Below are 25283 nucleotides of genomic sequence, written 5' to 3'. Positions count from 1 at the left end.
CCGGCAAGCCGAGGCGCTGGCAGCAGCCCTAATCACCTGACGTCACATCAGCTGAGATATATCCGAAGAACGTGCAGGAAGCCTTCGGAGGACCCGAGGAACAACATCACCGACCCGGTCCGCCGTGCCACATGAAGATCATTCTGCAAGGGCTCCCAAGTGGCCGCCGATACCGATCGGCTTGCCAAGCCGAATCGTCAAGTCCCCGACGGAAGCAGCGCGATCGGAGAACTGGCAGGTGCACAGGGCGATATGGCCATAAACTGCGCCGGTTCAATACCGCTGAGAGTCGGAGGGCCGTCATGGCGACGACGGTGCTGGGGTTCCGGTTGGGCCACGATGACCTGGGGCGGCAGTTCACCGCGGTGGTGACCCAGTCGGGCAGGCTGCACTCCAACCACGGGGTGTACGGCGCCGCCGGAGCGACGCGGGCTCCACACGGACCGTTCGGGGAGAACCCTGTGCACGGGCGCGTCGCAGAGTTGCGCGAGCTGTGGGCCAAGAAGCAAGGCACGGGATATCAGCGGCTGCTCATCGCGCCGGTCAGCGTGCGGCTGCCCCTCAACGAGCCGCCCGCCCCGAAGCAGTTCGTCCGAGAGGCACCCGCACCCGAGGTGATCGAGGAGTTCGTCGGCGCCGTACCGGCCACACAGTCCAGCAGCGGCCTTGAGGACGCCATCCACGACTTCTACACCACCGTCGGGCTGCCGGCACGTCCGCGGAACTTCGGCGACGTGAACCACTTCCGGGCCGCCCGGGAGACAGCCCTGTCTCCCCGGACGGCGGCATGCTTGCGTGCCCTGACCCGGAAGGCAGCCATCACCTCTCCCGCCCGGACAGCCGTGGGCTACCGCATCACGGCCGACACCGTCCGGCTACATGTCGGGCATCAGGGTCAGGACCTCGATCACAAAGCAGTCGTCCAGCTGCAAGCCGCACTCACAGCCTGGCTCTACCTCAATCCGCCAGGGCACTGACCCGCACAGTCCCGGACCTCTTCGCGCTCAACGGCTTCGAGGGGGACGCCGGTGACGGGCCCTGCCCCTCCGCCCCCGGCCCGATGCGCTGATGGCCGGGGGCCTGTCGTGAGCGTTCCCCGCCCAGTGCCGCGCTCCCCCGCATCGAGCGGACGGTAGGGCGAGGACCCGGCCGTCCGGCTTGTGCCGACGGCCCCGTCCGGTGTGGGACGCCTGGTTCGAGGGGCCGCCGGCCGAGCCCGGCTCGTGGGCCGCGTTCCCGCCCGAGGGCCGGGCCGAGTGGGCCGCCTTCGCCGCCGCCCGTCGGGGCACCGGCCGACTGTCGGCCGACCCCGTGCGGCACCTCGACGGCCGGCACGTCACCGACGCATCGGCGCCGGTGCGCACGCTGGGCGGGCGGTCGCGGGCCCCGGCGGCCATTACCACCAGTGCCGGGGCACGTTGCGCGGCTGCCGGTGCGGCGGGAAGTGGCCGCCCGCGCCGTCACTCCGGCCTGGCATGACGCCGAGGGGGCCCGGCGCGCGCTAGCCTCGGTGAGCGTGGATGATTCGTTGTGGAGCAGCTTGTCCGCCGAGGCACGAGCAGAGGTGGACGGTCTCATCACCGCTGGTCGCCATGTGCAGGCCATCGCAGTGATGCGCGAGCGCGTCGGTCTGCCACAGCCTGGTCTCCATGAATGCGTTGACCTCCTGGAGCAGCGCGCCCATGTCCTGCGGGAGCAGGCGGGGGACGTGATGACGCCGAGGCGACCGCGGGCACGTAGGCGGAGGTCCTGACGCTCTGTGCGGCCAGCACACAGGCGCTCGGCTCGGCGTTGCGGCCTTCGGCTTCACGCACCAGGCGACGCGGCAGGCGACGCGGCAGGTGCGCGCCTTCGGCTGGTGGCACATGCCGGGAAGGAGTCATGGAAGGGCCGTGAGGAGTCACCATGACCGATATGCCCGACCCTCTCTCCACGCCCACGGTGACCCAAGGCTCGCAGGAGGGTGGGGCCACACCCGGCGGCGGTCAGCAGACCGCCCCGCCGCCAGCGCCATCCTCTTCGACGAGCCGAACTTCTCCGACAACGGCCCGGCTCAGGGCGTCGCCGGTGAAGGCTGCCAGAACGTGGCACGCCCCAAGGTGACATCCTCGATCTCCGCGAGCGGCTCGCTCAAGATCTGGTCCGGCCGCGGCTGCACCGGCGAGTCCAAGGTCGTCAACGGCGACGGGGCGGACCTGTCCACGATCGGCTTCGACAACAAGATCACCTCCGTGAAGTTCGGCTGACCCCGGTCGCCCTCAACGCCATCACGGAGAAGTCCGTTCAGCACCGACGGCCACAGCACCCGAGCGTGAATCGCGACTGTTGGCCAAGTGATGACCGTCCCTCCGTGCCGGAACCGGCGCGGAGGGACGAGGGAAGGTCACATGGGTACCGGACAGCTCCGCAACTGCTCGACCGCGTGGACGAGGGGCGCGAGTTCGGGTGCGGCGGCTGCCCCGTCGAGGGCTTCGCGCAGGGCCGCGTTGTTGGTGGGGCGGGCTTCCTCCAGCAGGCGCCTGCCCTTGTCGGTGACGTCGGTGTAGATGCCGCGCCGGTCGGTCGGGCACAGATAGCGGGAGAGCAGGCCACGGTTCTCCAGCCGGGTGACCAGGCGGGTGGCCGCACTCTGGCTGAGAACGACGGAGTCGGCGACCTGGCGCATCTGGAGATGGCCGCCCTCGCCCTCGTGCTGCCGGCTGAGGACATCGAGCAAGGAGTACTCACGTGCGCTCAGGCCGTGTGCGGCCTGGAGCGCGCGTTCGATGCTGCTCTCGATGCGCCCGTGCAGCAGCGAGAGCGCGGTCCAGCTGTGGGCGAGAGCGGTCATCGCGGGGTCTGTGGCGGTCATGTCGGCTCCCTCGGTCCGGCCGGGCGACTGGGGCGCGCCGCGGAGCGGAACCCCTTAGTCACGTACGCCACTATAGCGCGCTTGCAAATATACGGCGCATGCAATTATTGTCCTTGCTCGTAAGGCGCTTACGCATCACTCCATCGTCTGCATTGTAAGGACACACGTCATGCCGCTCGCACTGCTGGCCCTGGCCATCGGAGCCTTCGGGATCGGTACCACCGAATTCGTGATCATGGGTCTGCTGCCCCAGGTCGCCGGGGACCTCGGCGTCTCCGTGCCGACGGCCGGGCTGCTCGTCACCGGTTATGCGCTCGGTGTCATGATCGGGGCGCCGATCATGACGGCGCTCGGTACCAGGATCTCCCGCAAGAACATGCTCATACTGCTCATGGGCCTGTTCATCGTGGGGAACGTCATCTCCGCCGTGGCCCCTGTCTTCGCCGTCATGCTCATCGGCCGGGTCGTGGCCTCGCTGGCCCATGGCGCCTTCTTCGGCATCGGCTCCGTGGTCGCCGCCGAGTTGGTGGCACCGGAGAAGAAGGCCGGGGCGATCTCTTTGATGTTCACCGGGCTGACCGTGGCGAACGTGATCGGCGTCCCGCTGGGCACGTTCGTCGGCCAGAGCGCGGGCTGGCGCGTCACCTTCCTGATCGTCGCGGCGCTCGGTGTCGTCGGCCTGGCCGGTGTCGCCAAGCTGGTCCCGGACCTGCCCAAGCCCGAGGGCGTACAGCTGCGGCACGAGGTGGCGGCGTTCAAGAACCCCCAGGTACTGCTGGCCATGGCGATGACCGTGCTCGGCTTCGGAGGTGTCTTCGCCGCGATCACCTACATCGCGCCGATGATGACCGAGGTCAGCGGCTACGCGGACTCCTCCGTCACCTGGCTGATGGTGCTCTTCGGACTGGGCATGGTGGCCGGGAACCTCACCGGAGGACGGTTCGCCGACCGCCGGCTCATGCCGATGCTCTTCACGGCCCTGGGCGGCCTGGCGGTCGTCCTGGCACTGTTCACCATCGGCGCGCCGAACAAGGCCGCGGCGGCCGTGGCCGTCTTCCTCATCGGCGCGCTGGGTTTCGCCACTGTCCCCCCGCTCCAGAAGCGGGTCCTGGACCACGCGCACGGCGCCCCCACCCTGGCGTCGGCCGCCAACATCGGCGCCTTCAACCTGGGCAACGCCCTCTCCGCCTGGCTCGGCGGCATCGTGATCTCCGCCGGCTACGGCTACACGGCGCCCAACGCCGTGGGCGCCGTGCTCGCCGCCGTCGCTCTCGTCCTCGCGTTCGTCTCGCAGCGCCTGGAGCACCGCTCCGGCCCCGTCGCTGCCCGGCCTCAGCAGCCCGTCACCGGGCGGGCGGCCACACCGGACGCTGAAGTCGTCCACCACTGATCCCCGGCGCGCCGCTGTGGCGGAGCGCCCGCCATGCAAGGAAAGAGCCTCATGAGCACCACCTCAGTCACCCCACTGACCACCGAGGACGCGGAGGCGCTCGTCCTCGCCGCCCGCCGCGCCGCGGAGGCGGCAGGCGTGCCCGTCAGCGTCACGGTCCTGGACGCGGGCGGCCACCTGCTGGCCTTCCGCCGGGACGACCGTGCCGTGCTGATCTCGGGCGAGACCAGCACCCGTAAGGCGTACACCGCTCTCCAACTCGACGCCCCGACAGCCGACCTGGTGGATCTGGTCAAGCCCGACGGCCCCTTCCACTCCCTTCCCACCTCTTTGAACCAGCCCCTGCTGTTCATCGCGGGCGGAGTACCGGTCCACCGGGACGGACGACTGGTCGGCGCGCTCGGGCTCGGCGGCGGCACCCCCGAGCAGGATCACGGCATCGCCACAGCCGCTCTCCAGACGCTCTGAACCACTCCCGGCCACTCCGCGAGGCGAGAGATCCGGGTTCACCGCCAAACCCCTCGCCTCCTCCTCCCCACTCCCCCGCCCCTTCCTACGCACCCGGCGGGGGAAAGAACCTCACAGAAAGGGCGTTCACTGCCATGACGTCGATTCCGAATGTGACGCTGAACAACGGTGTCGAGATGCCGCAGCTGGGCCTCGGTCTCTTTCAGGTCCCCGATGACGAGACCACCGCGTCGCCGAGCCGGAAGCCCTCCGAACTACGCCGCACGAGGGCTGCGGAAGACGCGCTTCGAACAGCAGGTGAACCGGTCACAGTGGTTCACGATAGGCACTCCCCCAGCAAAAGGCCAGCATTTGACACCGGTCGATGTGAACCGCCTTAATAGGTTCTCATGAACCAGTTGAAGCAGTTCCCCGGTGGTCTTGAAGAGCTCCCGGGCAGGGTGTCTTCTCAAGCCCCGTACGGCATTCCGCCCCGCTCCGGGCGGCACCGTACGGGGTTCTGGGCCGTGGCGGTGATCTTCGCCGTCACCGTCGCGTTCTCGACCGTGCCGACGCCCCTGTATCCGCTGTACGAGGAGCGCGACGGCTTCGGTTCGTTCACCGTGACGGTGGTGTTCGCGGTGTACGCGGTAGGTGTGGCGGCCGGCCTGGTGTCCGCCGGGCACCTCTCCGATCGCACCGGCCGTCGCCCGGTCCTCGTCGCGGCGCTCCTGTTCGAACTGGCCGCGGCGGCCCTCTTCCTCGTGTGGCCGGCCCTTCCCGGCCTTCTCCTCGCCCGGTTCATCACCGGACTCGGCGTGGGCATGGCCACCCCGACCGCCACCGCCTACCTCCAGGACCTGCACATACGGGCGTGGCCCGGGGCCGGGCAGAGCCGATTCGAGGCGGTATCGACGGCGGCGAATGTCGGTGGCCTGGGCGTGGGGCCGCTCGGCGCCGGGTTGCTCGCGGCGTACGCTCCGGCCCCGATCCGTACGCCGTACATCGTCTTCGCGGTGTTCCTCGCCGCCGGGATCGCCGCCGTCGCGGTCCTGCCCGAGACGGTGGACCGCCCTGGCCGTCCTGTGCCGTACCGCGTGCAGCGGGTGCGTTCGTACGGCGGGGCTGCGCTCTTTTGCCTGGCGGTCGCGTGCGCCAGCGCGGCCCTGGCGATCTTCGGGCTCTTCACGTCCCTGGCGCCCGGATTCGTCGCGGACACCTTGCACCAGAGCTCGCCGGCCGTCGCGGGCGCCGCGGTCTTCGCCGTCTTCGCCGCCGCGGTGCTGGGGCAGAGCCTCTCCGGCGCTCTGAGTCCCGCGGTGCGCCAGGGCGCCGGCGTCGCTGCGGAAGCCGCCGGATGCGCCGCCGTCGTCGCAGGAATGGCGCTGGCGGACCCCGCTCTCTTCATCGCTGGAGGCGTCATCGCCGGGATCGGCGCCGGCATGCTCTTCAAGGCCGCGGTCGCGCTGGTGGCGAGGGCCGCACCCGCAGAAGTACGCGCGGAGGCCCTCGCGACCTTCTTCCTCGCCGCCTACACGGGCCTCGTCGTCACCTCCCTCGGACTCGGCCTCGCCGCGCAACTGGCCACCCCGACGACGGCGACGCTGTGGTTCTCCGGCTTCCTCGCCGTACTCCTCGCCGCGATCGCCCTCCTCGGCCGGACGGCCGGCGGAGGCCGTCACCGGTCTTCGCCGGGACCCCTCTCGCCGTGACCCGTGCGGGATACCCGGTCACACCCGAGACGGTGCGGGTCCGGATCGGCTCAGCGTGCCCTCCGGCGGGAGCGAGGACCGGTAGACCGCGGGCTGAGCTCAGTCGGGGCCGCGCTTCGTGGTCCCGCGTGGTGGGCGGGTCGCCGCCGTGCGGCGCAGCTTGCCGGTCAGGGACGTCGCGGCGGCCGTGAGGAAGACAAGGGTGTAGAGGATCTGGAGGAGGATGACGAGCCGCACGGACTGGCCGTGCGGGGTGATGTCGCCGTAGCTGATGGTGGCGAGCGTCAGCAGCGCGAAATACAGGGCGTCCAGCCGGGTGCGCAGGCCGGTGAACTCACCAGGGTGATGGGACATCACGAAGTACGCCGAGGAGAACAGCAGAACCGAGAGACACATCAGCGACACCAGGGCGACAACCGTGCCGGGCCGGTCGAAGAGGGCGTCGCGCATGTGCTTGACCAGCAGCAGGGCGATGGCCGTCAGCGCGACACCGAACACGGTCCAGCTCAGCACCGGCCGTTCCGGCCCCAGAGTGTGCTCCGGCAACAGGAAATAGGCCAGGAACAGCGCCACGACCAGGGGACCGAGCAGCGGCCATCCCCGGCCGGAGGCCTCCGGCCGACGGTCGGCACCGTCACCGGAGGGCTCGTCGGAGGACTCGTCGGAGGACTCGTCTGGCTGCGCCATGTAGCCATCGTCGGAGCCGTAGCCGCCCGGCGCGCTGTGGAGGGGCCCGGCGGGGTGCGCGTAGCCCCTTCGGGTGGCCGGCACCCGGCCGGTCACCTGCCAGTGCGCGGTCGGGGCGCGGTCGGCGCGCGGAGGGTTGTGTACGGGACGTCGGCGGCTCCGCTTCGCCCATGCCCGGCACGACCCGCTGCGCCCCTACGCCGACGACCACGGCGCCGCACGGCGAAAGGCGATTCCCACGTCGGGGTGGTTTCGAGGTGCACCGGGGGCGCCTCCGGTGAGGGTCCCGTTCACTCTCTCCAGGCCTGTGTGTGCAGGTCCACAGCTAGGGAGGGTCAGCATGGCGGAGGGGACAGTTCTGTTCGCGGTACCCGAGTTGCCTGAGGACGGGGGCACCGGTGTCGAACAGCTGCACAGGGTCAGCGAGGAGCTGGTGACCCGCGGCTTCGAGGTGCGCTGGGCGTCGACGAGCGGGGACGCGCAGGCCGTGTTGCGCACCGAGGCGGGGCTGGCCGCCGTCGTGGTGGACTGGGGGCTTCCGGGCGACGGCACGGTCGCCGACGAGCCGGGCGGTGCCGAAGTGCTGCGCCAGGTCGGCCGGCGCTTTCAGAACCTGCCGGTCTTCGTGGTCATGGCCGGCGAGGACCTCGAACACCTGCCTCTGTGGGTGGCGGAGACGGTGGTCGGCTACATCTGGCCCCTGGAGGACACCGCACGTTTCATCGCCGGGCGGGTCGCCCGCGCCGCCCGGAGCTACCAGGAAGAGCTCCTGCCGCCGTTCTTCGAAGCGCTGCGCCTCTTCGACGACGCGCACGAGTACTCCTGGCACACCCCTGCCCACTCCGGCGGCGTCGCCTTCCTCAAGTCACCGGTCGGCCGGGCCTTCCACGACTACTTCGGGGAGCGGCTGCTGCGCAGCGACCTGTCCATCTCCGTCGAGGAACTCGGCTCGCTGTTCGAGCACACCGGACCGGTCGGTGCGGCGGAGCGCAACGCCGCCCGGGTCTTCGGCGCTGACCGCACCTACTTCGTCCTGCACGGCGACTCGACCTGCAACCGCATGGTCGGCCACTTCAGCGTCACACGCGACGAGATCGCGCTGGTGGACCGCAACTGCCACAAGTCGGTGCTGCACGGTCTGGTCCTGTCTGGCGCCCGGCCGGTCTACCTGGTCCCCACCCGCAACGGCTACGGCTTGGCGGGCCCCCTGCCGCCCTCGGAGATCCGGGCGGATGCGATCGCTTCCAGGATCGCCCGCAATCCACTCGCCCAGGGTGCGGTCGCCCCCCAGGTCCAGTACGCGGTGCTCACCAACTCCACGTACGACGGGCTGTGTTACGACGCGCTCCAGGTCGCCAGGGCCCTCGCGCCCAGCACCCCGCGGCTGCATTTCGACGAGGCCTGGTTCGCCTATGCCCGCTTCCACCCCCTCTACGCCGGACGCTTCGGCATGGCGGTAGGTCCCGACACCTTCCCCGGGCCCGAACGCCCGACCGTCTTCTCCACCCAGTCGACGCACAAGCTGCTGGCCGCGCTGTCGCAGAGCGCCATGGTGCACGTCAAGCCCGCGCCCCGGGCACCGGTGGAGCACGACCGGTTCAACGAGGCGTTCATGATGCACGGCACCACCTCGCCGCTGTACCCGATGATCGCCTCGCTGGACGTGGCCGCAGCGATGATGGACGGGCCGCAGGGCCGCTGGCTGGTCGACGAGTCGGTGACCGAGGCCATCCGCTTCCGCCAGACAGTCGTACGGGTCGGCCGGCGCATCGCGACCGCCGGTGACCGGCCCGGCTGGTTCTTCGGCGTCTGGCAGCCCGAGACCGTGGTCGACCCCGCCTCCGGCGAGCGGCTGCCCTTCGCCGACGCCCCTGTGGAACTGCTGCGCGGCGACCCGTCCTGCTGGCAGCTGGAGCCCGGCGCCGACTGGCACGGTTTCGCCGGGCTGTCCGACGGTTACTGCCTGCTCGACCCCGTCAAGGTCACCCTCACCTGCCCCGGCATCGACGCCGGCGGGCGAATGGCCGACTGGGGCGTGCCCGCGCGCGTCCTCACGGCCTACCTGGCCACCCGCGACATCGTGGTGGAGAAGACCGACACCTACACCACGCTCATTCTGTTCTCCATGGGGATCACCAAGGGCAAGTGGGGGACGCTCATGGACGCGTTGATGGACTTCAAGGCGCTCTACGACGAGGACGCGCTGCTGGAGCGCCTGCTGCCCGAGTTGGTCGCCGCCCACCCCCGGCGCTACACCGGTCAGACCTTGCGCGCGCTGTGCCAGGAGATGCACGACCACCTCCGGGAGGCGCGGCTGGTCGAACTGCTCGACACCGCCTTCCAGGAACTCCCCGGGCCCGTCGCCCCGCCTCAGCACTGCTATGAGCGCCTCATCCGCGGCGGCACCGAGCGGGTGCGGCTCGCCGAAGCGGCCGACCGGACCGCCGCCGCCATGGTCACCGTCACCCCACCCGGTATCCCCGTCCTGATGCCCGGCGAGAACACCGGCACGCCCGACGGTCCGCTGCTGCGCTACTTGACGGCCCTGGAGAGCTTCGATCGGCGGTTTCCCGGCTTTCACAGCGAGACCCACGGTGTCACCCTCGACCCGGACACCGGTGACTACCTCATCGAGTGCGTACGCCGGATCCCTGCCCAGCAGACCGGCCGCACCGCCGACGGGACGCAAGGTGTACCCGCACCGGCGGACGTCTGACCACGCGGTGTCCTGCCCGCGCGGCCCTCGGGGAAGGGCTCGCGGTGCGGGGCGAGGAAGTCCGGGACGCCGGGGCCGATGTCCAGGCCTGGTTGCGGCGCATCAGCGTTCTCCGGGACTGAACCAGGTCACAAGCATCTCAACCTAACAGTGCCGGCCCCGCGAGACAGGTGTGAGAAGGGGCCGTGTCACAATCCCTGCTGGCCGTTCCCCGGCACAACACGGCCTGTTACACCTCCGGCCGACCCGGCAAGGCTGGGCGGAAGCCGAAGTACCCACGAGCGGCCGGGCGGCTGTTCCGTCGCGGGCTCACGCCGATCAGCAAGACCCCATCTTCCCCGTAATTCGAGAGAGTGGGCATGTCTACCGAACCCCCCGAGTCAGCTGTGGCCTCCCCTGCCCAGCCCCCGTCCGCACCGTCGCGTCGTACCTTCATCGAGACGACATCCGCGGTCGGAGGCGTCATCGCGACGGGCGGGCTGGTCGCCGGCCCGTCGCTGCTGGGCGCCGACCAGGCCGCTGCTGCCGAGGCGCCGCCCAGCAGCCGCGTGAGCCTGACCGTCAACGGCCGGCGGCACACCGTCACGGTCGACAACCGCACCTCGCTGCTTGACCTTCTGCGCGAGCAACTTGGCCTGACCGGGTCGAAGAAGGGCTGCAACGCCGGTGCCTGCGGGGCGTGCACCGTCCTGGTCGACGACCGCCGCGTCAACGCCTGCCTCACCCTGGCGGTGCGCCTGGACGGCGCCGAGGTCACCACCGTCGAGGGACTGGCTGAGGGCGACACACTCCACCCTCTACAGCAGGCGTTCATCGACCAGGACGCCTTCCAGTGCGGCTACTGCACTCCGGGCCAGATCGTCTCCGGCGTCGGCTGCGTCCAGGAGAGGCACACCGGTTCGGCGGACGATACGGGAGTGGATGAGCGGCAACATATGCCGCTGCGGGTGTTACGTGAAGATCGTGCGCGCGGTCCAACAGGCCGCAGGCCGGAAGTGAGTGCCGATGTATCCCTTTTCCCTCACCACGGCACCCACCATGCGTGCGGCCCTCGACGCGGGCAGGCGCGGCGGACGCTACATCGCAGGCGGTGAGCAGTGCTTCAGCGTGATCCATAGATGCAGCATGCCAGCTCGCGTCCATCTCGCCATCACGCGCGTGTGGCGGCTGAGTTCACGGTGACCATGGGCCATGGGCCATGGACCCGTGAGGAAGCTGCTGCCCGGGGCGGTCGTCCCGGGCAGCAGCATGGAAGTCTGGTCGGCCGATCCTCGGACCTCTCCTGACACGTGGCCTGTGGGCCGGGAGACGGTGGGGGCCTCAGCCCTGGCTGAACCAGCGGGTGAGGGCTGCCTTCAGGCTGTCGGGGTCCGCGCCTGCCCAGGCGACGTAGCCGTCGGGTCGTATGAGCAGTGCGGGCGCCGGGGCCTCGTCGGCGGTTGCGGTCACCCGGTGCACCCGGTCGCTCCAGGGCTCCGCGGTGGCGGCCAGGTCGCTCCCGCCGGTGAGGTCGACAAGCAGGGGGCGGGCGTCGCGCAGGAGTTCAGCAAGGCGCCGTGTGTGTCCGTCGTCGGTGGTCAGGTCGAGGGGTGGCACGAACCAGCCGGTGGGCGCGGCGGGGTGTTCCTCGCCCATGTCGTAGCGGACATCGGCACCCGCCATCGTGGCGGCGACCATGCGCACGTTCTCCGTGTGGTCCAGGAGTTGCGCGAAGAGCTCGCGCAAGGCGGTGACATCGGCTCCGGGCGCCAGCAGAGCGGACGCGGCTTGGGTTTGCGTGAGCACGCGCCGGCCGGCCGCGTGGCGCTCGGTCTCGTAGCTGTCCAGCAGGTCTTCCGATGCCCACCCCTGCACTGCTGCGGCGAGCTTCCAGGCCAGGTTGGCCGCGTCTTGCAGCGCCGCGTTCAAGGTCGGCCCGTGGCTTACGTGTGCGGCGTCGCCGGCGATGAAGACTCGACCGTCGCGGTAGCGGTCAGCTTGTCGGGAGTTGCGGCGGCACAGGCGGCGCAGCAATGTGGGCGCGCCCTCGGGCGGCGGATACAGGGGCAGGCGCACTCCGATGACCCGTTCGATGCTGTCCTCCATCTCGGCCAGCGTCATCGGGGCGCCCGGCCCCGGGAAATTGCCTGCCGGGTTCTCTTCCCATTCGGCTGTGTTGACGAGCGGTCGCTCCGGGTCGTGCGGGAGGAGGTTGAAAACGCCCTTCCCGGTGCGGTGGAACATCGCCGGGATCTCGCCGAGGCCATCGATCACGACACGTCCCCCCGGCACGAACCGGACGTGGTCGCTCAGCCCGATCAGGGCCGACCGGTCGACGACGTCGTCGGTGGCGCCGGGGAAGCCGATTCCTGACTGCTTGCGGATCAGGCTGTTGCCTCCGTCGCAGCCGACGAGGTATCGGGCGGTGAATGTCGTCCCGGTTCCGTCCGAACCGCGGGCGACGACGTCGACCTGGTCATCGGTCTGGCTGACGGAGAGCACGTCCCAGCCTCGTCGGAGCTCCGCGCCGAGTTCCGTCGCTCGCTCGGTGAGCACACGTTCAAGACCGCGCTGGTTGACCGACAGAAGATACATCGGGTTCTCCTTGCCGAGCACGTGCAGCGGCAGCGGCATCCCGCCGAAGAAGAACCCTGGCGCGGGCTCCGGTGCTCCTTTGCCTCCGCAGCGTTCGAAGAGGCCGCGGTTGTCCAGCAGCCGCACGACCTGCCCGGCGAGGCCGTGCGCCTTGTCTGCCAGGTCTGGTTCCGCCCGTCGCTCCAGCACCAGGGTCCGGACCCCCGCGAGACGGAGCTCGCAGGCGAGAAAGAGGCCGGCGGGTCCACCACCGACGATGACGACATCGAACATCACTGACTACTCCTATGCGCTCTTCGTTATTCGCGTGCAGGTCGGGTGACGTCTTCAAGCCGGCGCCGAGCCGACGGAACGCTTCGGGCGGCAGCGGAAGAAACTCGACGGGCGGCTCCGCGGCCGGCCGACGATCGGGGTCACAACTCCGAGCGCCGGCAGGTACGCCGTACCGGGCCACTGGATGGTGCTGACGTCGGCATCGAGGTCGAGGGCGAGCTGACGCGGCGCGGCCCTGGCGATCGTGGGGTCGAGGTGGGCCGCGATGCCGCCCACCAGCACCGCGACGCGGTGCGCAGGGCGCTTCGACCGAACCGGGGAGAGGACATCGGATGCCACCCTTTAGGTACGCAACTGTATCTAACAGCGGTCACCGTAAGTCGTCGCGATAAGATACACAAATGGATCGTAAGAATGAGCGGATCGCGGGTGAGCGCGGGGCGGCCAGGGCTACCGGCGCGCGGGCGGCGGGCCGTCGAGCCGACGGCGGCGCGACCCGTGGTGGCGGCGCGACCGGTGGCGGCGGCCCGACCCGTGGCGGCGGCGCGTCCCGTCGGCGTGGTGCCGAGCTTGAGAACGCGATCCTCGACGCCTCGTGGAACGTGCTGGTCGAGCACGGATACCTCGGCTTCACCTACGAGGCGGTCGCCGCCCGCGCCGGCACGAGTCGGCCCGTGCTCTACCGGCGCTGGCCGCAGCACGAGGACCTGCTGCTGGCCACCCTCACCAAGTTCTGGCAGCCGATCACGGTGCCCGACACCGGCAGCCTCCGCGACGACGCGATCAGCTTCCTGCGCAACGTCCACGCCGGCCGCGCGCACATGATCACGTTGATGAGCGTGCAGCTGGTGGACTACTTCCGTGACACCGGTACCAGCTTCAGCGAGCTGCGCGAAGCCCTCCTCACGCCGGGCCGGGCGACCGCCTTCGAGACCATCGTCGCCCGCGCGGTCCAGCGCGGTGAACTGCCCGACATGCCGCGCTCGTCCCGCGTGGTGGACCTGCCGTTCGACCTGTTGCGGCACGACATGCTTCTGACGATGCGCGCGGTGTCCGACGAGTCGATCGTCGAGATCGTGGACGAGGTGTGGCTGCCGCTGCTGGGGGTGCCTGGGGACCTGTCCGCGTCGTCGGCTCCGGCCCCACCGGCCTGACCCTCGCCCGCGACCTGCTGCACGGCACGGTTCGGCCTCGCCGGCCTGACCACCCGGTATTCGGTGCCGTTCAGCCGCGCCCGCCGCACGACGATCGGCTCCGCAGGCTGTCGCGGGTCAAGGCGGCTCTTGACGCGGTCATGAGGGTGCCTTCTGCCTGTGAACCCGACCCGGGGTGATTTCAGCCCCCGGAGCGCGATGCGACCCGTCGCCGCCCGGTCCGGGCCACATCGGTGGTCACGTGCAGGCCGGAGAGGAGAAGGGCGCGGAATACGCAAGGAACCGGGTGGGGACGGAGGGTACGGACCGACGGCGGCAAGCCGGGTTCGCGTCCACCGATGTCACCTGACCCGTCGGACACTGGTTAGGGCGGCCTGTGCCGCGGCGCCGCCCCGTCGCCCGATGCCGCGACGCCCGCCGCCGCATCCTCCGATGCCTCGCCCGATGCCGCGTCGCCCGTGTGGCGCCGGATCAGGGGAGCTCCGGCGAGCAGCAGCAGGCCCACGAGGACACCGGCTCCGCCCACCGCCGCGAAGTAACCCGCCGCGTGCGCCCGGTCGTAGAGCTGGACGACCTGCGCCGAGATGCCCCGCGGCAGCGTTGGGGGCCGGCCACAGTCCTATCATCTGGGTGACGAACGCGGCGGGCGCGAGCTGCGTGGTCACCGAAAGACCGACGGGCGAGAGCAGGATCTCGCCGACGGTGATGACCGCGAAACCGCCGAAGAGCCACAGCGGGTTGCACTTGCCGGGCTGCACCGCGGGCACCACGAGCATCACGTACGAGAGCCCGGCCGGCACCAGCCCGAGACCGAACTTGACCGGCACCGAGGGTGCCCGCGGGGCCGCCCGCACCCACAGCACCGCGAAGAGCGGCCTGAGCACGATCAGGACGAACGAGCCCGCGACGGCTGACGTCGGGGGCGTTCGGGGCGTTCGGCGAGCTCGGGGCCGGAGCAGGCGCAGCGGGTCCGCGGCAGGAAAAGCAGCAGCTTCAGCAGCCGCCCGGAGGTCGCCGACATGTCTCCGGACTGGACGAAGGTGAGGACAGAAACTGACCTAAGAGGGCCGTAGCGTCCCGGCCATGGAGAACACGACACCCGGCATCCGCTCTTTCCGCATCGACATCCCGCAGGCCCAGCTCGACGAGCTGGACGCCCGTCTGGCCGCCACTCGCTGGCCGGAGGAACTGCCCGGCGTCGGCTGGAGCCGCGGCGTTCCGGCGGCTTACCTCAAAGAGCTGGCCGGGTACTGGCGCACCGCCTACGACTGGCGGGCGCACGAGGCGGCACTCAACACTCATCCCCAGTACATGACCACCATCGAGGGGCAGAACATCCACTTCCTGCACGTGCGCTCGCCCGAGCCCGATGCCGCGCCGCTGATGCTGCTGCACGGCTGGCCGGGCTCTGTGGTGGACTTCCTCGACGTCATCGGACCCCTGTCCGATCCCCGCGCGCACGGCGGCGATCCGGCCGAGGCCTTTCACCTGGTCATCCCCTCCCTGCCGGGGTTCGGCTTCTCCACCCCGCTGGCCGGGCCGGGCATGGGCGCGGCCTCGATGGCCGGGGTGCTCACCGGGCTGATGTCCCGCCTCGGCTACGGGCGCTACGGAGTCCAGGGCTACGACACCGGCTCGTGGGTCGCCCCGGAGATGGGCAAGCAGGCCCCGGACCACGTGATCGGCGTCCACGTCAACGCCATGATCACATTCCCCATCGGAGCGGAAGGCGAGATGGACGGCCTCACCGAGGCCGAACAGCGACGCTGGCAGCAGATGCAGAACTTCAACGACGGCTATCTGCAGTGCAACTCCAAACGTCCGCAGACGGTCGCCTACGCCCTCACCGACTCCCCCGTCGGCCAGCTCGCCTGGATCGTGGAGAAGTTCAAGGAACTCACCGACCCGGAAGACGGGCTGCCCGAGGACAGCATCGACCGGGACCGCGTCCTGACCGAGGTCTCGCTGTACTGGCTGACCGGCACCGCCGCCTCTGCCGCCCAGGTTTACTACGAGGAGATCTCCGCGAACACCTGGAGCGAGGCCGCAGCTGACGACTGGAGCACCGGCTCCGGCGCCGAGCACGGCACCGGGTGGGGCGACGGTCAGGAGGACTGGGCAGCCGGTCGGCGTGGCACGGTGCCCACCGCCGTACTGGTCTCCGCCCACGACGTGACCATCCGCCGCTGGGCCGAGCGCGACCACAACATCGTGCGGTGGACCGAACTCGAACACGGCGGCCACTTCCTGGCGATGGAAGCCCCGGAGCAAGTCGTCAGCGACGTCCGCGAGTTCTTCAGCAAAGTGCGCTGACAGACCCTGCGTCCAGGGCGACCGTGCGCCTGGTGCAGAACCTCGGTTCTGCGCCAGGCCGCTGTGCGCGAACGCGGGCGGAGTGTGGCGGATGGCTATGAGGGATGGCTGTGGCGGATGGCGTCACGCCCTGCACGTGAGGGGTCGGCCGTTGTTGTAGGTGACCATGTCCTCCAGGGCGGCTGCGGTGTTGATGGGATCTCCCGGGGCCGCCCCGGCGATCTCCGCGTAGGCGCGGTGGAGGTTTCCGACGATCCGTTCGCTGTCCGCCAGCTCGGCGTAGGAGCCGAGGTCGAGGTCACGGGCCGCCTGCAAAGGGGAGAGTCCCGCGTCGAAGGCTGTGCGTGCGGTGGACTGGACGAAGGTGCAGTAGCCGAGCACCTCCTCAATCAGCCCGGGGCCCGAAACGGGGCCATGACCGGCCACGATGGTCTCGGCACCCAGCGGGGCAACCAGTTCGGTCAGTACCTGGATGGCGCCGGCCACGGAGCCTTGGAGGAGGAAAGGCGTGCCTCCGTTGAAGAGCAGATCACCCGCGAACAGGACACGCCGCTCGGGTACCCAGACGATGGAGTCGCAGGTGGTGTGTGCGGCCGTACCGACGTGCCGGACCTCGCAGCGCAGTTCGTCGACCCACAGGGTGACGGCGTCGGTGTAGGTGAGGAAAGGGGGCTCCAGCTGAATGTCTCCCCACTCGGTCTCGGTCCAGTACGGGGCGGAGCGGGGCAGACCCCAATTCCGCATTCCGGCACGTACGGCTTCGTGGCCGACAATGGTGGCCCCCTCGAAGAGGTAGTTGCCGAAGGTGTGGTCACCGTGGTGATGAGTGTTGACGAGGGTGCGCACCGGCCGGGGGGTGATGCCGCGGATGGTGTCGAGGTAGGCGCGTGTGCGGCGTTCGGTGGAACACGCGTCGATACTGACGACGCCCCGCTTGCCGACGAGGAAGCCGGTGTTGTTGATCCACCAGGTCCCGTCGGGCTGGATGTAGGCGTAGATGTCCTCGCTGACCTCTTGGACGTGTGGCGCTCCGGGAACGGTGATGTCGTGCGGTGCACTGCTCATGGGGCACGCCTTTCGCGGGAGGGGATACCGCGCGCAGCGGGGGTCGCCGTTTCCGCGGCGGGGCAGCGGGCAGATCTCGTGCCACCCGCCGGTCGGCGGTCCTTCAGCCGCAGAATGCGGTGCCGAGCTTACCGCCCCTCGTGACGTGCCCGCCCTGTGCCGTACGGCCTACGGCCTCGCGACATTCGTGAGCGCACGACACCACAGCGGGCCCAACTGCCCCTGTACGCACAACCATTCACCCGACTGGGCCGTCTGAGTCCCGGAATCACCACTCACCCACTCAGCACTCCCGCACCCAGCACTCCCGCACTCACCGCTCCTGTACTCAGCACTCACTGCCGATCTGCACTCCGTACTCCGTACTCCGTCTCAGAAGAGAGCGAAGAGGACACCGTATGCGTACCCGCGCGCTTGTCACAGCAGCGACCCTGACGGCCCTCGCCGCCGGCAGCCTCGTGGTCCCCCTCGCGGTGGCCGGCCCGGCCACCGCCGAGCCCTCGCAACAGCGTGAGGACTTCAACGGGGACGGCTACACCGACGTGGCCATCGGGGTACCCAAGGCCAACGGCAAGGCCGGCGCCGTGGTCGTGACGTACGGGTCGGCGTCCGGGGTCTCACCGTCCCGTTCGGCGCGCATCACCCAGGACACCGCGGGCGTACCGGGAACGGCCGAGGCGGGCGACCAGTTCGGCGAGAACGTCACCAGTGGCGACGTCAACCACGACGGCTACGCCGATCTGATAGCCGGCGCCCCGCACGAGAAGGTCGACGGCAAGCCGGACGGCAGCCTCTCGATCATCTGGGGCGGCGCGAAGGGCCTCACAGGCGGCGGCATCGCGCTGGTCTCCCCCACATCCGACGACCGCAACTTCGGCCAGGGCGCCTCCTTCAGCGACCTCGACGGGGACGGCACCGCGCAACTCCAGGTCGTCAGCGGACGCCACTTCTGGTGGTACTCGGAGTCGACGCCCAAGGGCGACGGCAGCGACGTGGCCCTTCCCCTGGAGGACGACTTCCTTCCCGAGGACGTCCAACTGGACGGAGTCGCCGCGGGGCACTTCTCAGGCAGCTCCGGCAACGACTTCGTGCTGTACGGGAAGCGCGGGGACGGCGACGGCGACTACCTGGCGACCTTCCGAGGCGGCGCGGGCGACATCGGCCACAGCCACAGCGTCCTGTCCGACGGCGGCACCGAAGTGCGCTCGGCGGCGGCCGGCGACATCGACAAGGATGGCTGGACCGACCTGGTCACCGGCGAGCCGGCGGGAGGCCAGGAGGCGGGTGCCGTCACCGTCTGGTGGGGCGCCCCCGGGGGCCTCAACACCGGCCGGGAGCACGTCGTCTACGACCAGACCAGCCCGGGCGTACCCGGCACCGGCGAGAGCGGCGACAGCTTCGGCGCCGACGTCTCCGTACGTGACGTGACCGGTGACGGCTACGCGGACATCGCCGTCGGCGTCCCCGCCGAGGTCGTACGCGGCAGGAACGCCGGCACGGTCGTCCTCCTCAAGGGCTCCGCCGACGGCGTCGGCACCACCGGCGCCCAGACCTTCCACCAGGAAACCACCGGCGTCCCCGGCACCGGCGAGGACGCCGACCGCTTCGGCGCCAGCGTGCATCTCGCCGACATCAACAACAACGGCAAGGCCGACCTGTTCGCCGGCGCCGGGGGCGAGGACATCGGCACGGTGGCGGACGCGGGCGCGGTCTGGGTCCTGCGCGGCGCCTCGTCCGGTCTGACGACCGACAGCATCACCTCGTTCAACGGCTCCGACTTCGGCTTCACCGGAAACACCGGCCTGAGCTTCGGCGAGGTCTTCGACCACTGACCCGCCCACCTCATCAGGCCGGCCGGTACGCGAGGCAGGGGCAGCGGGATTGGCCGGAGGTGCTGCGGCGAGGGCTTGAGGTGATCCCCGTGGCGGTGGGCCCCCGTAACGTGTGGCGGTGGGCCCCCCGTAACGGAGTCCGGGAGGCATGATGTCTTCCGTGACGAACAGTGCGGACCTGCATCCTGCCCGGATACCGGGGTACGACGGTGGCCCCCTCACTCACCAGGCCGGGCTTCTGGACGAGCCCCTGTTCTGGCTGGGGCACCTCGGCTCGTGCGTCCAGCGCGAGGAGGCGGAAGAGCTGCTGTTCGGCGCGGACTACGACGCCGCCGGCGACTTCCAGCGGCGGCTGTGGGAACGGGCAGAGTGGCCGACCTTCACCGTGCCACTCGCCACCGGTCACCGTCTCCACGTCGTCTACCGCACTCTCAGGGACGGCCCTGGCACCGACTACCTCCTTCACCACTCCGACTGGGACCGGGCCGAGCTCCTCGCCCGGGACGACGGGCACTTCATGGGACCGGGCCTGTCCTGGCCCGAACTGGTGACGGCCGCGGACAATGCGCTTCCCGGCGGCAGCACCACCGATCCCCATGCCCTCCTGCTGCTCCTGCTGCCGGCGTTCGGTGACGTCGAGGTGCCCGACGATGCCGTTGACCGGCTGACGGTCGCGCTGCGCGCCCGCACCGGTGTGGAGACCCCCGAACCCCTCGCCTCCGCTCTTCTGGAGGCTCAAGGAGCTCCCGGCCCCGCACGCTGGACGACAGCCGGGCACGGCTTCTCCGTCAACGACAGCGAGTACTCCTTCCGCAACCCCGCCAACCGCTTCGCGCTGTCAGCCGACCGCCTCTCCCGGGTGGCCACCGCACTGGCACCGTGACCGGCGCACGCCAACCTCGACCCGGTACGCCAGTTGTCCCACGTGCGCCGTCGCGCCCACTGGCGTTTCGCAGCCGCCATTGCCGCTCCAGCCGGGGCGGCGCTCACCTTCTTGCCCACAGAGCATCCGTGCGCCGTCCCCCGGAGCCCGCGGCTTGGGGTCCGGACCCGGATCCCGACCCGAGCTCGGGTCGGGATCCCGCTTCAGTTCAGCCCTTCCAGCAGACGAGCACCTCCTCGGAGGTAGTGACCGTCGACACCAGGGACAAGGTGTTGCGCACCATCGCGGGGGTGTAGTCGGCGGGCACCCCGGCGATGGCGTCGGCGGGCACCACGGCCCTATATCCGAGGTTGACGGCGTCGAAGACCGCGTTGGGCACGGCCACATTGGCCGAGACGCCGGTGACCACGAGCGTACGGACGCCGAGGTTCCGCAACAGCGCGTCCACATCGGTGCCCGCGAGCGGCGACAGCCCGTGCAACCGCCGCACGATCAGGTCCTGCTCGGTGACGGGTATGGGCTCCGCGACCCGTACGGCGGAAGAGCCCGTCAGCTGGCGCACCGGCAGCCGCTCGGCGGCACGGAAGAGCCGGGCGTTACGGTTCGCCCCCTTGCCGTCCGGGCGGCGTTCGGCAACGGCGTGCAGCACCTGGACCCCTGCCTGGTGTGCGGCGCCGGTAAGCAGTGCGATCCGCTCCAGTGCCCCCGACTCCCTCGCCTCCTGGGCGAGTTCGGGCAGCGCGCTCTCCTCTCCGACGATGCCGCGCTGGCACTCGATGGTGAGCAGGGCGGTGGTGGCGGGATCGAGCTGTGCGGCGAGCCGGTCGTCCGGAGGCATGGGCTTCCCTTTCGTCATCCACGTCCGCTGTTTCGTCTTCCGAATCGGCTGTGCTGAGCCGCCCCACCGTGGCGGGGCCGGGCGGGGCGCACCATAGGGGGCATTGCGTAGCGCTGGAAGAGCATTCATGCTTTCCTGACGCCCCATCAGGAATTGGATACGGGGCGCGGTACCCGCGAACACTTGCGGTCGCGGCGCACGCGAACACTGGAGTGCGGGGAGGCAGGGACACATGGCCGTCACGGAGCAGCGGCGGGGTCGCCGGATCATGATGACGCCCGAGGAACGTGACGCGTTCCTTCTGGCTCAGCGCACCTGCCGGGTCGCCACAGTCGGCAGGGACGGGGCGCCGCACGTCGGCGCGCTGTGGTTCTGCTGGGACGGCCGCTCACTGTGGCTGTATTCGGTCACCCGCAGCAGGCGTTGGGCCCAACTGCGCCGGGACCCACGAGTGGCCGTGGTGGTGGATGACGGCGAGGACTACGGCGAACTGTGCGGTGTGGAGCTGTCCGGCACCGTGGAGTTCGTCGGCGAGGCCCCCCGCGCGGGTGAGCCCTGTCCTGAGCTGGCCGAGCCCGAGCGGCTGTTCACCGTCAAATACTTCGGCCTCGACCATATGCCGCACGACGGCCGGCACGCCTGGCTTCGCCTGACCCCCGAATCTCTCGTCTCTTGGGACTTCCGCAAACTCTGACCACCCCACCGGCCACCCTCCCCCGGCTCGACCACTCCTCGCCACTCCCCGCCCCCATCTCCCTCTCCCCCGCTCAGTCGTACCGCCGTGCCTCCCCCGGTCTCAGGGCCGCCGCGAGGTCGTCGGCGAGCCGCGGGATGTCTTCCAGAGCGAGCGGTGACACGGTCAGCCGCAGACCGGGCGGCGAGGCCAGTCGGAAGCGGGTACCGGGGGCGACCGCCCATCCCGCGCCCAGCAGCCGGGCGACCGGCCCCGTCTCGTCCATCACCGGCACCCATACGTTCATGCCGCTGTGCCCGTGGCTCGCTACCCCCCGCTCGGACAGCGCCCGCATCAGGGCAGCTCTGCGCTCTCCGTAGGATCCGGCCACCTCCGCCGGGTCCAGCACCCCTGACTCCCACAGGTGCGCCACCGCGCGCTGGAGCAGGTGACTGACCCAGCCGGGGCCCAGCCGCTGTCTGCCGCGCACCCGGTCGACGGTGAGCGGGTCACCCGTGAGCATCGCCAGACGCAGGTCGGGCCCGTACGCCTTGGCGGTGGAGCGCACCAGCACCCAGTGCCGGGTGGCGCCGGCCAGAGGGTGGAGCGGGAGGTCCACGATGCCGTGCCCGTGGTCGTCCTCGATCAGCAGCACATCGGGGTGACCGGACAGCACCTCGCGCAGCTCGCGGGCCCGCTTCGCGGTGATGGCGGCACCTGTCGGGTTCTGGGCGCGGTCGGTGACGACGGCTGCCCGTGCCCCCTCCCCCAGCGCGCGCTCCAATTCGGCGGGCATCGGGCCCTCGTCGTCGACGGCGACGGACAGCGGGCGCAGCCCCAACGCAGGCACCAGGTCCAGCAGACTGCCCCAGCCCGGGTCCTCGACGGCGACCGGATCACCGGGGCGCAGATGCGCGCTCAGCACGCGCTCGATGGCGTCCAACGAGCCCGAGGCGACAGCGAGCGGGCCCTCCGGCACACCGTCCGCGTCGAAGGCGGAGCGGGCGAGTGCCGCGAACTGCGGATCGGCGTCCGGGGCCCCGTAGAGCACAGGCGCGCGAGCCGCGCAGTCTGCGGAGACGGCGAACGCGGCGCTGAGCGGAGGCAACAGGGCCGGGTCGGGATTCCCCGTGGAGATGTCGAGGCCGCCCTCGGGCACCTCGACCCGGATGGACTCGCGGGGCGCGGAGGCGGGCCGCTCACGCACCCGGCTGCCTCTGCGGCCTGCCGTCTCGATGACCCCGCGCTCCCGAAGGGTGCGGTAGGCCGCCGCGACCGTATTCGGATTCACCCCCAGCTCGATCGCCAACTCCCGCATCGGCGGCAGCACTTCCCCCGGGCTCAGCTTTCCACTGCCGATCCCGCGCTCCACGCTGACCGCGATCTCAGCTGCGCCCTTGCCTTCGATCCTGTAGTCTCCTAGCACAAAGAACAGTATGCACTAGTGCAATCACCACGGCAAGGGAGTCGTCTTGACCAGCACAACATCCACCGGGACTGCCGGAGAGCCGGCCGGAACGACAGCGGACGGAGGCATCGCCCCCGCCTACCCCCGCACCCAGCGCACCACCCCCACCCGCGCCCGGGAGCGCGTGGCCTACGACCGGGAGCTGGTGCACGCGATCCTCGACGACGGCTACGTCTGCCATCTGGGGTTCGTCCGCGACGGCGGACCCGTCGTGCTGCCGACGCTGTACGCGCGCGTGGGTGAGCGCCTCTACGTGCACGGTTCGACCGGATCGCGCCCCTTGCGGGAAGCAGGCGAGACGGATTCCGGCCTGCCGGTCTGCGTGACGGTGACGCATGTGGACGGCCTGGTGCTGGCCAAGTCGGCCTTCCACCACTCCATCAACTACCGCACGGTGGTGGCGCACGGCATCGCGCACCAGGTCATCGACCACGAGGAGCGTGTCCGGGCCCTCGACGCGATCGTGGAAGCCATCGTTCCGGGCCGCGTCGAGGACTCCCGCCGGGCGAGCGCGAAGGAGTTGGCCGCGACCGCCGTCGTCCGGGTGGATCTGGAGGAGGTCTCGGCGAAGGCGCGCGCCGGCGGGCCGAACGACGAGCCGGAGGATCTCGTACTGCCGCACTGGTCCGGCGTCCTGCCCGTCGCTCCGGTGTACGGCACCCCCATACCGGCCGACGACCTGCCTCCAGGAACCCCCGTCCCGGACTACCTCACCGCACGTTGACGTCCGTGTCCGCACCCTTACGGCGGTCGTCGGCCCGCCCGTCCCCCGCTCCGCCCCGGGACGGCGGCCGGGCCGAGGCCGCCTGCGAGGGCGCCTTGGGCGCGGAGCGCTGGGCGATGAAGGCACCGAGCAGCACCACGGCACCGCCCGTGAGCTGTACGGCGCTCAGATGTTCGCCCAGCAGCACCCATGCGAGCACTGTGGCGATGACCGCCTCAAGGCACGCCACCACGCCCGCGACCTGCGGCGAGAGCATGCGCACGGACAGCACTCCGGTCAGGTACGCCGTCACGGTCGCGATCAGTACGATCCAGGCCAGCAGCAACGGAGCGTTCACCGGAGTGCCGTCCATCTCGGCCTGCCCGCCGAGGACCGTCCAGTCCAGGTTCCAGGGCCGGGCGACGAGGGTCAGCACGAGCGTGCCGATCAGCAGCCCGTAGGCGATGACGCCCAGCGGGTCGGCCGGCGGCCGGTCTCCGGAGCCGCCCGAGCTCTCCAATCCCGGACCCTCCGGTGCGCTGCCGTGGTCCGACAGCACGAAGTAGCCGACCTGGCAGCACGCGGCACCCAGCGCGAGCAGAAGTCCGAGCCCGTCGAGCCGCAGCCCCGACCAGATCTCGACCACGCAGCCGAGCCCGCCCACGGCGAGCACGACACCCATCGCGGCGGCCCGGGTGACGGGCCTGCGCTGCACGAACCGGACCCACAGCAGCACCAGCGCCGGCGCCAGATATTCGATCAGCAGCGCCACCCCGACGGGGATGCGGGAGAGCGCGGTGAAGTAGAAGGCTTGCACCCCGGCCACGGCCAGCAGTCCGAACCCCAGCAGCAGCCAGGGCCGCTCCCGCACGAGCGAGCGGTGTCTCCAGGCCGGCGGAAGCATCACCAGTGCGGCCCCGGCGACCCGCAGCCAGGTGACGTGAAGGGGCTCAAGCCCCGCTTCGATCAGCGGCTTGGCCGCGACACCCGAACTGCCGAAGGCGAAGGCGGACAGCAGTGCGAGAACGAGCCCCGAGGTACGGGCCTGTGAGCTGTCCGGAGCGCCGTCCGTGGCGGGTGGGGTTTCGCGCATCGGCGCATCATCTCAGGCCCCGACAGGGGTGTCACCTCTTTCACCCCTGACATCCGGGTGCGGGTTTCACCCTTGGCCACCGGGCGCAGGGTGGCTCGCGACTCCCAGACGTACGGCCAGGCTCCCGGTGTCCACACCGGCGCGGTGCAGCACCTCCACACCCCGGCACTCCTCATCCGCGACCACGCCCGCGAACAGGTCCACCCCTTCCGCGTACGCCCTGCCTCGCCGCCGGGCGCGCCCGACGGCCAGTTCCAGCGCCGCCGTCGCGCTGGGCGACCAGCCGGGAGCGCCGCCGGGCTGCTCCGAGACCGCGGGCAGGGAGCCCGAGTCCTCCACGCGACTCTGCCAGCGGAGTCCGTATCCGATGCTGCGCTGGACGAGGTATCCGAGGAGCTTCCCCACCTGGGGGCTGCCGCCGTCCAGCAACTCCCAGATCCCGCTGTCCGACTCCAGCAGGCTGTGCAGCAGGTGCGCCGTGTCGATCTGGCGGTCGCCGTCACGGGCCGCACGGCGGCGGGCCGTGTCGATCATGATGGCGAGCGCATCGCTGACCTGGTCTTCGACTCCCGAGTCAGCCGGCTCGCCGGACGGTGTAGAGCTCTGCACCC

General features: G+C 70.5%; 23 protein-coding genes and 2 pseudogenes. 14 read left to right on the top strand and 11 right to left on the bottom strand.

Translation table 11 applies throughout. The annotated features are described in order from the left end of the window. Positions 1-302 precede the first annotated feature (302 nt). Entirely contained in the window at positions 303-977 is a 675-nt protein-coding gene (locus OHB04_RS38340; RefSeq protein ID WP_326809270.1) for a hypothetical protein, read from the top strand. Between the two features lie 750 nt (positions 978-1727). Here the strand turns inward: OHB04_RS38340 and OHB04_RS38335 are convergent. Continuing rightward, positions 1728-1829, bottom strand: a pseudogene (locus OHB04_RS38335) (IS5 family transposase); the annotation flags it as partial. Between the two features lie 255 nt (positions 1830-2084). Here OHB04_RS38335 and OHB04_RS38330 point away from each other — a divergent pair. Further along, positions 2085-2246 carry a hypothetical protein gene (locus tag OHB04_RS38330; protein WP_326809269.1) on the top strand — a complete coding sequence of 54 codons (162 nt, stop codon included), beginning with the start codon at positions 2085-2087 and terminating at the stop codon, positions 2244-2246. Between the two features lie 137 nt (positions 2247-2383). On the opposite strand, the gene OHB04_RS38325 is transcribed toward OHB04_RS38330, so the two are convergent. Continuing rightward, a complete protein-coding gene (locus OHB04_RS38325; RefSeq protein WP_326809268.1) occupies positions 2384-2851 on the bottom strand; it encodes a MarR family winged helix-turn-helix transcriptional regulator in 468 nt (155 codons plus the stop codon). 169 nt (positions 2852-3020) lie between these two features. On the opposite strand from OHB04_RS38325, the gene OHB04_RS38320 reads away from it, so the two are divergent. From OHB04_RS38320 to OHB04_RS38305, 4 genes and pseudogenes are all read left to right on the top strand, one after another. Then, complete coding sequence (locus tag OHB04_RS38320; RefSeq protein WP_326809267.1) at positions 3021-4241, top strand: MFS transporter; 1221 nt, start codon at positions 3021-3023, stop codon at positions 4239-4241. A gap of 51 nt (positions 4242-4292) precedes the next feature. Further along, the gene (locus OHB04_RS38315; RefSeq protein WP_326809266.1) at positions 4293-4709 is read left to right on the top strand and encodes a GlcG/HbpS family heme-binding protein; all 417 of its coding nucleotides are present in this window, start codon (positions 4293-4295) and stop codon (positions 4707-4709) included. A gap of 134 nt (positions 4710-4843) precedes the next feature. After that, positions 4844-4948: pseudogene (locus tag OHB04_RS38310) on the top strand (aldo/keto reductase); the annotation flags it as partial. Positions 4949-5098: 150 nt separating this feature from the next. Then, positions 5099-6400, top strand: a complete 1302-nt coding sequence (locus tag OHB04_RS38305; protein ID WP_326809265.1) for an MFS transporter — start codon at positions 5099-5101, stop codon at positions 6398-6400. Between the two features lie 99 nt (positions 6401-6499). Here the strand turns inward: OHB04_RS38305 and OHB04_RS38300 are convergent, their stop codons facing one another. Further along, entirely contained in the window at positions 6500-7087 is a 588-nt protein-coding gene (locus OHB04_RS38300; RefSeq protein WP_326692228.1) for a potassium channel family protein, read from the bottom strand. Positions 7088-7427: 340 nt separating this feature from the next. Between OHB04_RS38300 and OHB04_RS38295 the strand changes: the two genes are divergently transcribed. Both OHB04_RS38295 and OHB04_RS38290 read left to right on the top strand, forming a co-directional pair. Further along, positions 7428-9803 (top strand): Orn/Lys/Arg decarboxylase N-terminal domain-containing protein, encoded by a 2376-nt coding sequence (locus OHB04_RS38295; RefSeq protein ID WP_326809264.1) that lies wholly within the window; start codon positions 7428-7430, stop codon positions 9801-9803. A gap of 359 nt (positions 9804-10162) precedes the next feature. Continuing rightward, positions 10163-10897 (top strand): (2Fe-2S)-binding protein, encoded by a 735-nt coding sequence (locus tag OHB04_RS38290; protein ID WP_442815052.1) that lies wholly within the window; start codon positions 10163-10165, stop codon positions 10895-10897. Positions 10898-11123: 226 nt separating this feature from the next. Here OHB04_RS38290 and OHB04_RS38285 read toward each other — a convergent pair whose 3' ends face one another. After that, entirely contained in the window at positions 11124-12650 is a 1527-nt protein-coding gene (locus OHB04_RS38285) for an FAD-dependent monooxygenase (protein WP_326809263.1), read from the bottom strand. Positions 12651-12704: 54 nt separating this feature from the next. Continuing rightward, the gene (locus tag OHB04_RS38280; RefSeq protein WP_326809262.1) at positions 12705-12989 is read right to left on the bottom strand and encodes a hypothetical protein; all 285 of its coding nucleotides are present in this window, start codon (positions 12987-12989) and stop codon (positions 12705-12707) included. A gap of 62 nt (positions 12990-13051) precedes the next feature. On the opposite strand from OHB04_RS38280, the gene OHB04_RS38275 reads away from it, so the two are divergent. Then, on the top strand, positions 13052-13804 hold the full coding sequence (locus OHB04_RS38275; protein WP_326692224.1) for a TetR/AcrR family transcriptional regulator: 753 nt from the start codon (positions 13052-13054) through the stop codon (positions 13802-13804). A gap of 341 nt (positions 13805-14145) precedes the next feature. On the opposite strand, the gene OHB04_RS42035 is transcribed toward OHB04_RS38275, so the two are convergent. After that, the gene (locus OHB04_RS42035) at positions 14146-14691 is read right to left on the bottom strand and encodes a POT-type proton-dependent oligopeptide transporter (RefSeq protein WP_442815124.1); all 546 of its coding nucleotides are present in this window, start codon (positions 14689-14691) and stop codon (positions 14146-14148) included. Between the two features lie 196 nt (positions 14692-14887). Between OHB04_RS42035 and OHB04_RS38270 the strand changes: the two genes are divergently transcribed. Continuing rightward, positions 14888-16117, top strand: coding sequence for an epoxide hydrolase family protein (locus OHB04_RS38270; RefSeq protein WP_326809261.1), 1230 nt, complete (start codon positions 14888-14890; stop codon positions 16115-16117). 123 nt (positions 16118-16240) lie between these two features. Here OHB04_RS38270 and OHB04_RS38265 read toward each other — a convergent pair whose 3' ends face one another. After that, complete coding sequence (locus OHB04_RS38265) at positions 16241-17182, bottom strand: MBL fold metallo-hydrolase (RefSeq protein ID WP_326809260.1); 942 nt, start codon at positions 17180-17182, stop codon at positions 16241-16243. A 398-nt stretch (positions 17183-17580) separates the two neighbouring features. Between OHB04_RS38265 and OHB04_RS38260 the strand changes: the two genes are divergently transcribed. After that, positions 17581-19014, top strand: coding sequence for a hypothetical protein (locus tag OHB04_RS38260; protein WP_326692221.1), 1434 nt, complete (start codon positions 17581-17583; stop codon positions 19012-19014). Positions 19015-19174: 160 nt separating this feature from the next. Then, positions 19175-19897 (top strand): hypothetical protein, encoded by a 723-nt coding sequence (locus tag OHB04_RS38255; RefSeq protein ID WP_326692220.1) that lies wholly within the window; start codon positions 19175-19177, stop codon positions 19895-19897. A 208-nt stretch (positions 19898-20105) separates the two neighbouring features. Here the strand turns inward: OHB04_RS38255 and OHB04_RS38250 are convergent, their stop codons facing one another. Next, on the bottom strand, positions 20106-20735 hold the full coding sequence (locus OHB04_RS38250) for a cysteine hydrolase (RefSeq protein ID WP_326692219.1): 630 nt from the start codon (positions 20733-20735) through the stop codon (positions 20106-20108). A gap of 232 nt (positions 20736-20967) precedes the next feature. On the opposite strand from OHB04_RS38250, the gene OHB04_RS38245 reads away from it, so the two are divergent. Continuing rightward, the gene (locus OHB04_RS38245) at positions 20968-21429 is read left to right on the top strand and encodes a pyridoxamine 5'-phosphate oxidase family protein (RefSeq protein ID WP_326692218.1); all 462 of its coding nucleotides are present in this window, start codon (positions 20968-20970) and stop codon (positions 21427-21429) included. 73 nt (positions 21430-21502) lie between these two features. Here OHB04_RS38245 and OHB04_RS38240 read toward each other — a convergent pair whose 3' ends face one another. Then, positions 21503-22834, bottom strand: coding sequence for an aminotransferase class I/II-fold pyridoxal phosphate-dependent enzyme (locus OHB04_RS38240; protein ID WP_326692217.1), 1332 nt, complete (start codon positions 22832-22834; stop codon positions 21503-21505). A gap of 109 nt (positions 22835-22943) precedes the next feature. On the opposite strand from OHB04_RS38240, the gene OHB04_RS38235 reads away from it, so the two are divergent. Next, a complete protein-coding gene (locus tag OHB04_RS38235; RefSeq protein WP_326693102.1) occupies positions 22944-23600 on the top strand; it encodes a pyridoxamine 5'-phosphate oxidase family protein in 657 nt (218 codons plus the stop codon). Here the strand turns inward: OHB04_RS38235 and OHB04_RS38230 are convergent. Both OHB04_RS38230 and OHB04_RS38225 read right to left on the bottom strand, forming a co-directional pair. After that, positions 23587-24672 (bottom strand): EamA family transporter, encoded by a 1086-nt coding sequence (locus tag OHB04_RS38230; protein WP_326692216.1) that lies wholly within the window; start codon positions 24670-24672, stop codon positions 23587-23589. The genes OHB04_RS38235 and OHB04_RS38230 overlap by 14 nt on opposite strands. A gap of 66 nt (positions 24673-24738) precedes the next feature. After that, complete coding sequence (locus tag OHB04_RS38225; RefSeq protein WP_326692215.1) at positions 24739-25206, bottom strand: Clp protease N-terminal domain-containing protein; 468 nt, start codon at positions 25204-25206, stop codon at positions 24739-24741. Between the last annotated feature and the right edge of the window lie 77 nt (positions 25207-25283).

Source organism: Streptomyces sp. NBC_01775 (assembly GCF_035917675.1).
Classification (GTDB): domain Bacteria; phylum Actinomycetota; class Actinomycetes; order Streptomycetales; family Streptomycetaceae; genus Streptomyces.
Note: the sequence above shows the minus strand (reverse complement) of the source record. Positions and strands in the feature narration are given on the sequence as shown.

Excerpts from the sequence above, each read along its gene's own strand:
- OHB04_RS38340 (WP_326809270.1), top strand. The coding sequence starts at position 303 with ATGGCGACGACGGTGCTGGGGTTCCGGTTGGGCCACGATGACCTGGGG.
- OHB04_RS38325 (WP_326809268.1), bottom strand. The coding sequence starts at position 2,851 with ATGACCGCCACAGACCCCGCGATGACCGCTCTCGCCCACAGCTGGACC.
- OHB04_RS38320 (WP_326809267.1), top strand. The coding sequence starts at position 3,021 with ATGCCGCTCGCACTGCTGGCCCTGGCCATCGGAGCCTTCGGGATCGGT.
- OHB04_RS38315 (WP_326809266.1), top strand. The coding sequence starts at position 4,293 with ATGAGCACCACCTCAGTCACCCCACTGACCACCGAGGACGCGGAGGCG.
- OHB04_RS38305 (WP_326809265.1), top strand. The coding sequence starts at position 5,099 with ATGAACCAGTTGAAGCAGTTCCCCGGTGGTCTTGAAGAGCTCCCGGGC.
- OHB04_RS38300 (WP_326692228.1), bottom strand. The coding sequence starts at position 7,087 with ATGGCGCAGCCAGACGAGTCCTCCGACGAGTCCTCCGACGAGCCCTCC.
- OHB04_RS38295 (WP_326809264.1), top strand. The coding sequence starts at position 7,428 with ATGGCGGAGGGGACAGTTCTGTTCGCGGTACCCGAGTTGCCTGAGGAC.
- OHB04_RS38290 (WP_442815052.1), top strand. The coding sequence starts at position 10,163 with ATGTCTACCGAACCCCCCGAGTCAGCTGTGGCCTCCCCTGCCCAGCCC.
- OHB04_RS38285 (WP_326809263.1), bottom strand. The coding sequence starts at position 12,650 with ATGTTCGATGTCGTCATCGTCGGTGGTGGACCCGCCGGCCTCTTTCTC.
- OHB04_RS38275 (WP_326692224.1), top strand. The coding sequence starts at position 13,052 with ATGGATCGTAAGAATGAGCGGATCGCGGGTGAGCGCGGGGCGGCCAGG.
- OHB04_RS38270 (WP_326809261.1), top strand. The coding sequence starts at position 14,888 with ATGGAGAACACGACACCCGGCATCCGCTCTTTCCGCATCGACATCCCG.
- OHB04_RS38265 (WP_326809260.1), bottom strand. The coding sequence starts at position 17,182 with ATGAGCAGTGCACCGCACGACATCACCGTTCCCGGAGCGCCACACGTC.
- OHB04_RS38260 (WP_326692221.1), top strand. The coding sequence starts at position 17,581 with ATGCGTACCCGCGCGCTTGTCACAGCAGCGACCCTGACGGCCCTCGCC.
- OHB04_RS38250 (WP_326692219.1), bottom strand. The coding sequence starts at position 20,735 with ATGCCTCCGGACGACCGGCTCGCCGCACAGCTCGATCCCGCCACCACC.
- OHB04_RS38245 (WP_326692218.1), top strand. The coding sequence starts at position 20,968 with ATGGCCGTCACGGAGCAGCGGCGGGGTCGCCGGATCATGATGACGCCC.
- OHB04_RS38230 (WP_326692216.1), bottom strand. The coding sequence starts at position 24,672 with ATGCGCGAAACCCCACCCGCCACGGACGGCGCTCCGGACAGCTCACAG.
- OHB04_RS38225 (WP_326692215.1), bottom strand. The coding sequence starts at position 25,206 with ATGATCGACACGGCCCGCCGCCGTGCGGCCCGTGACGGCGACCGCCAG.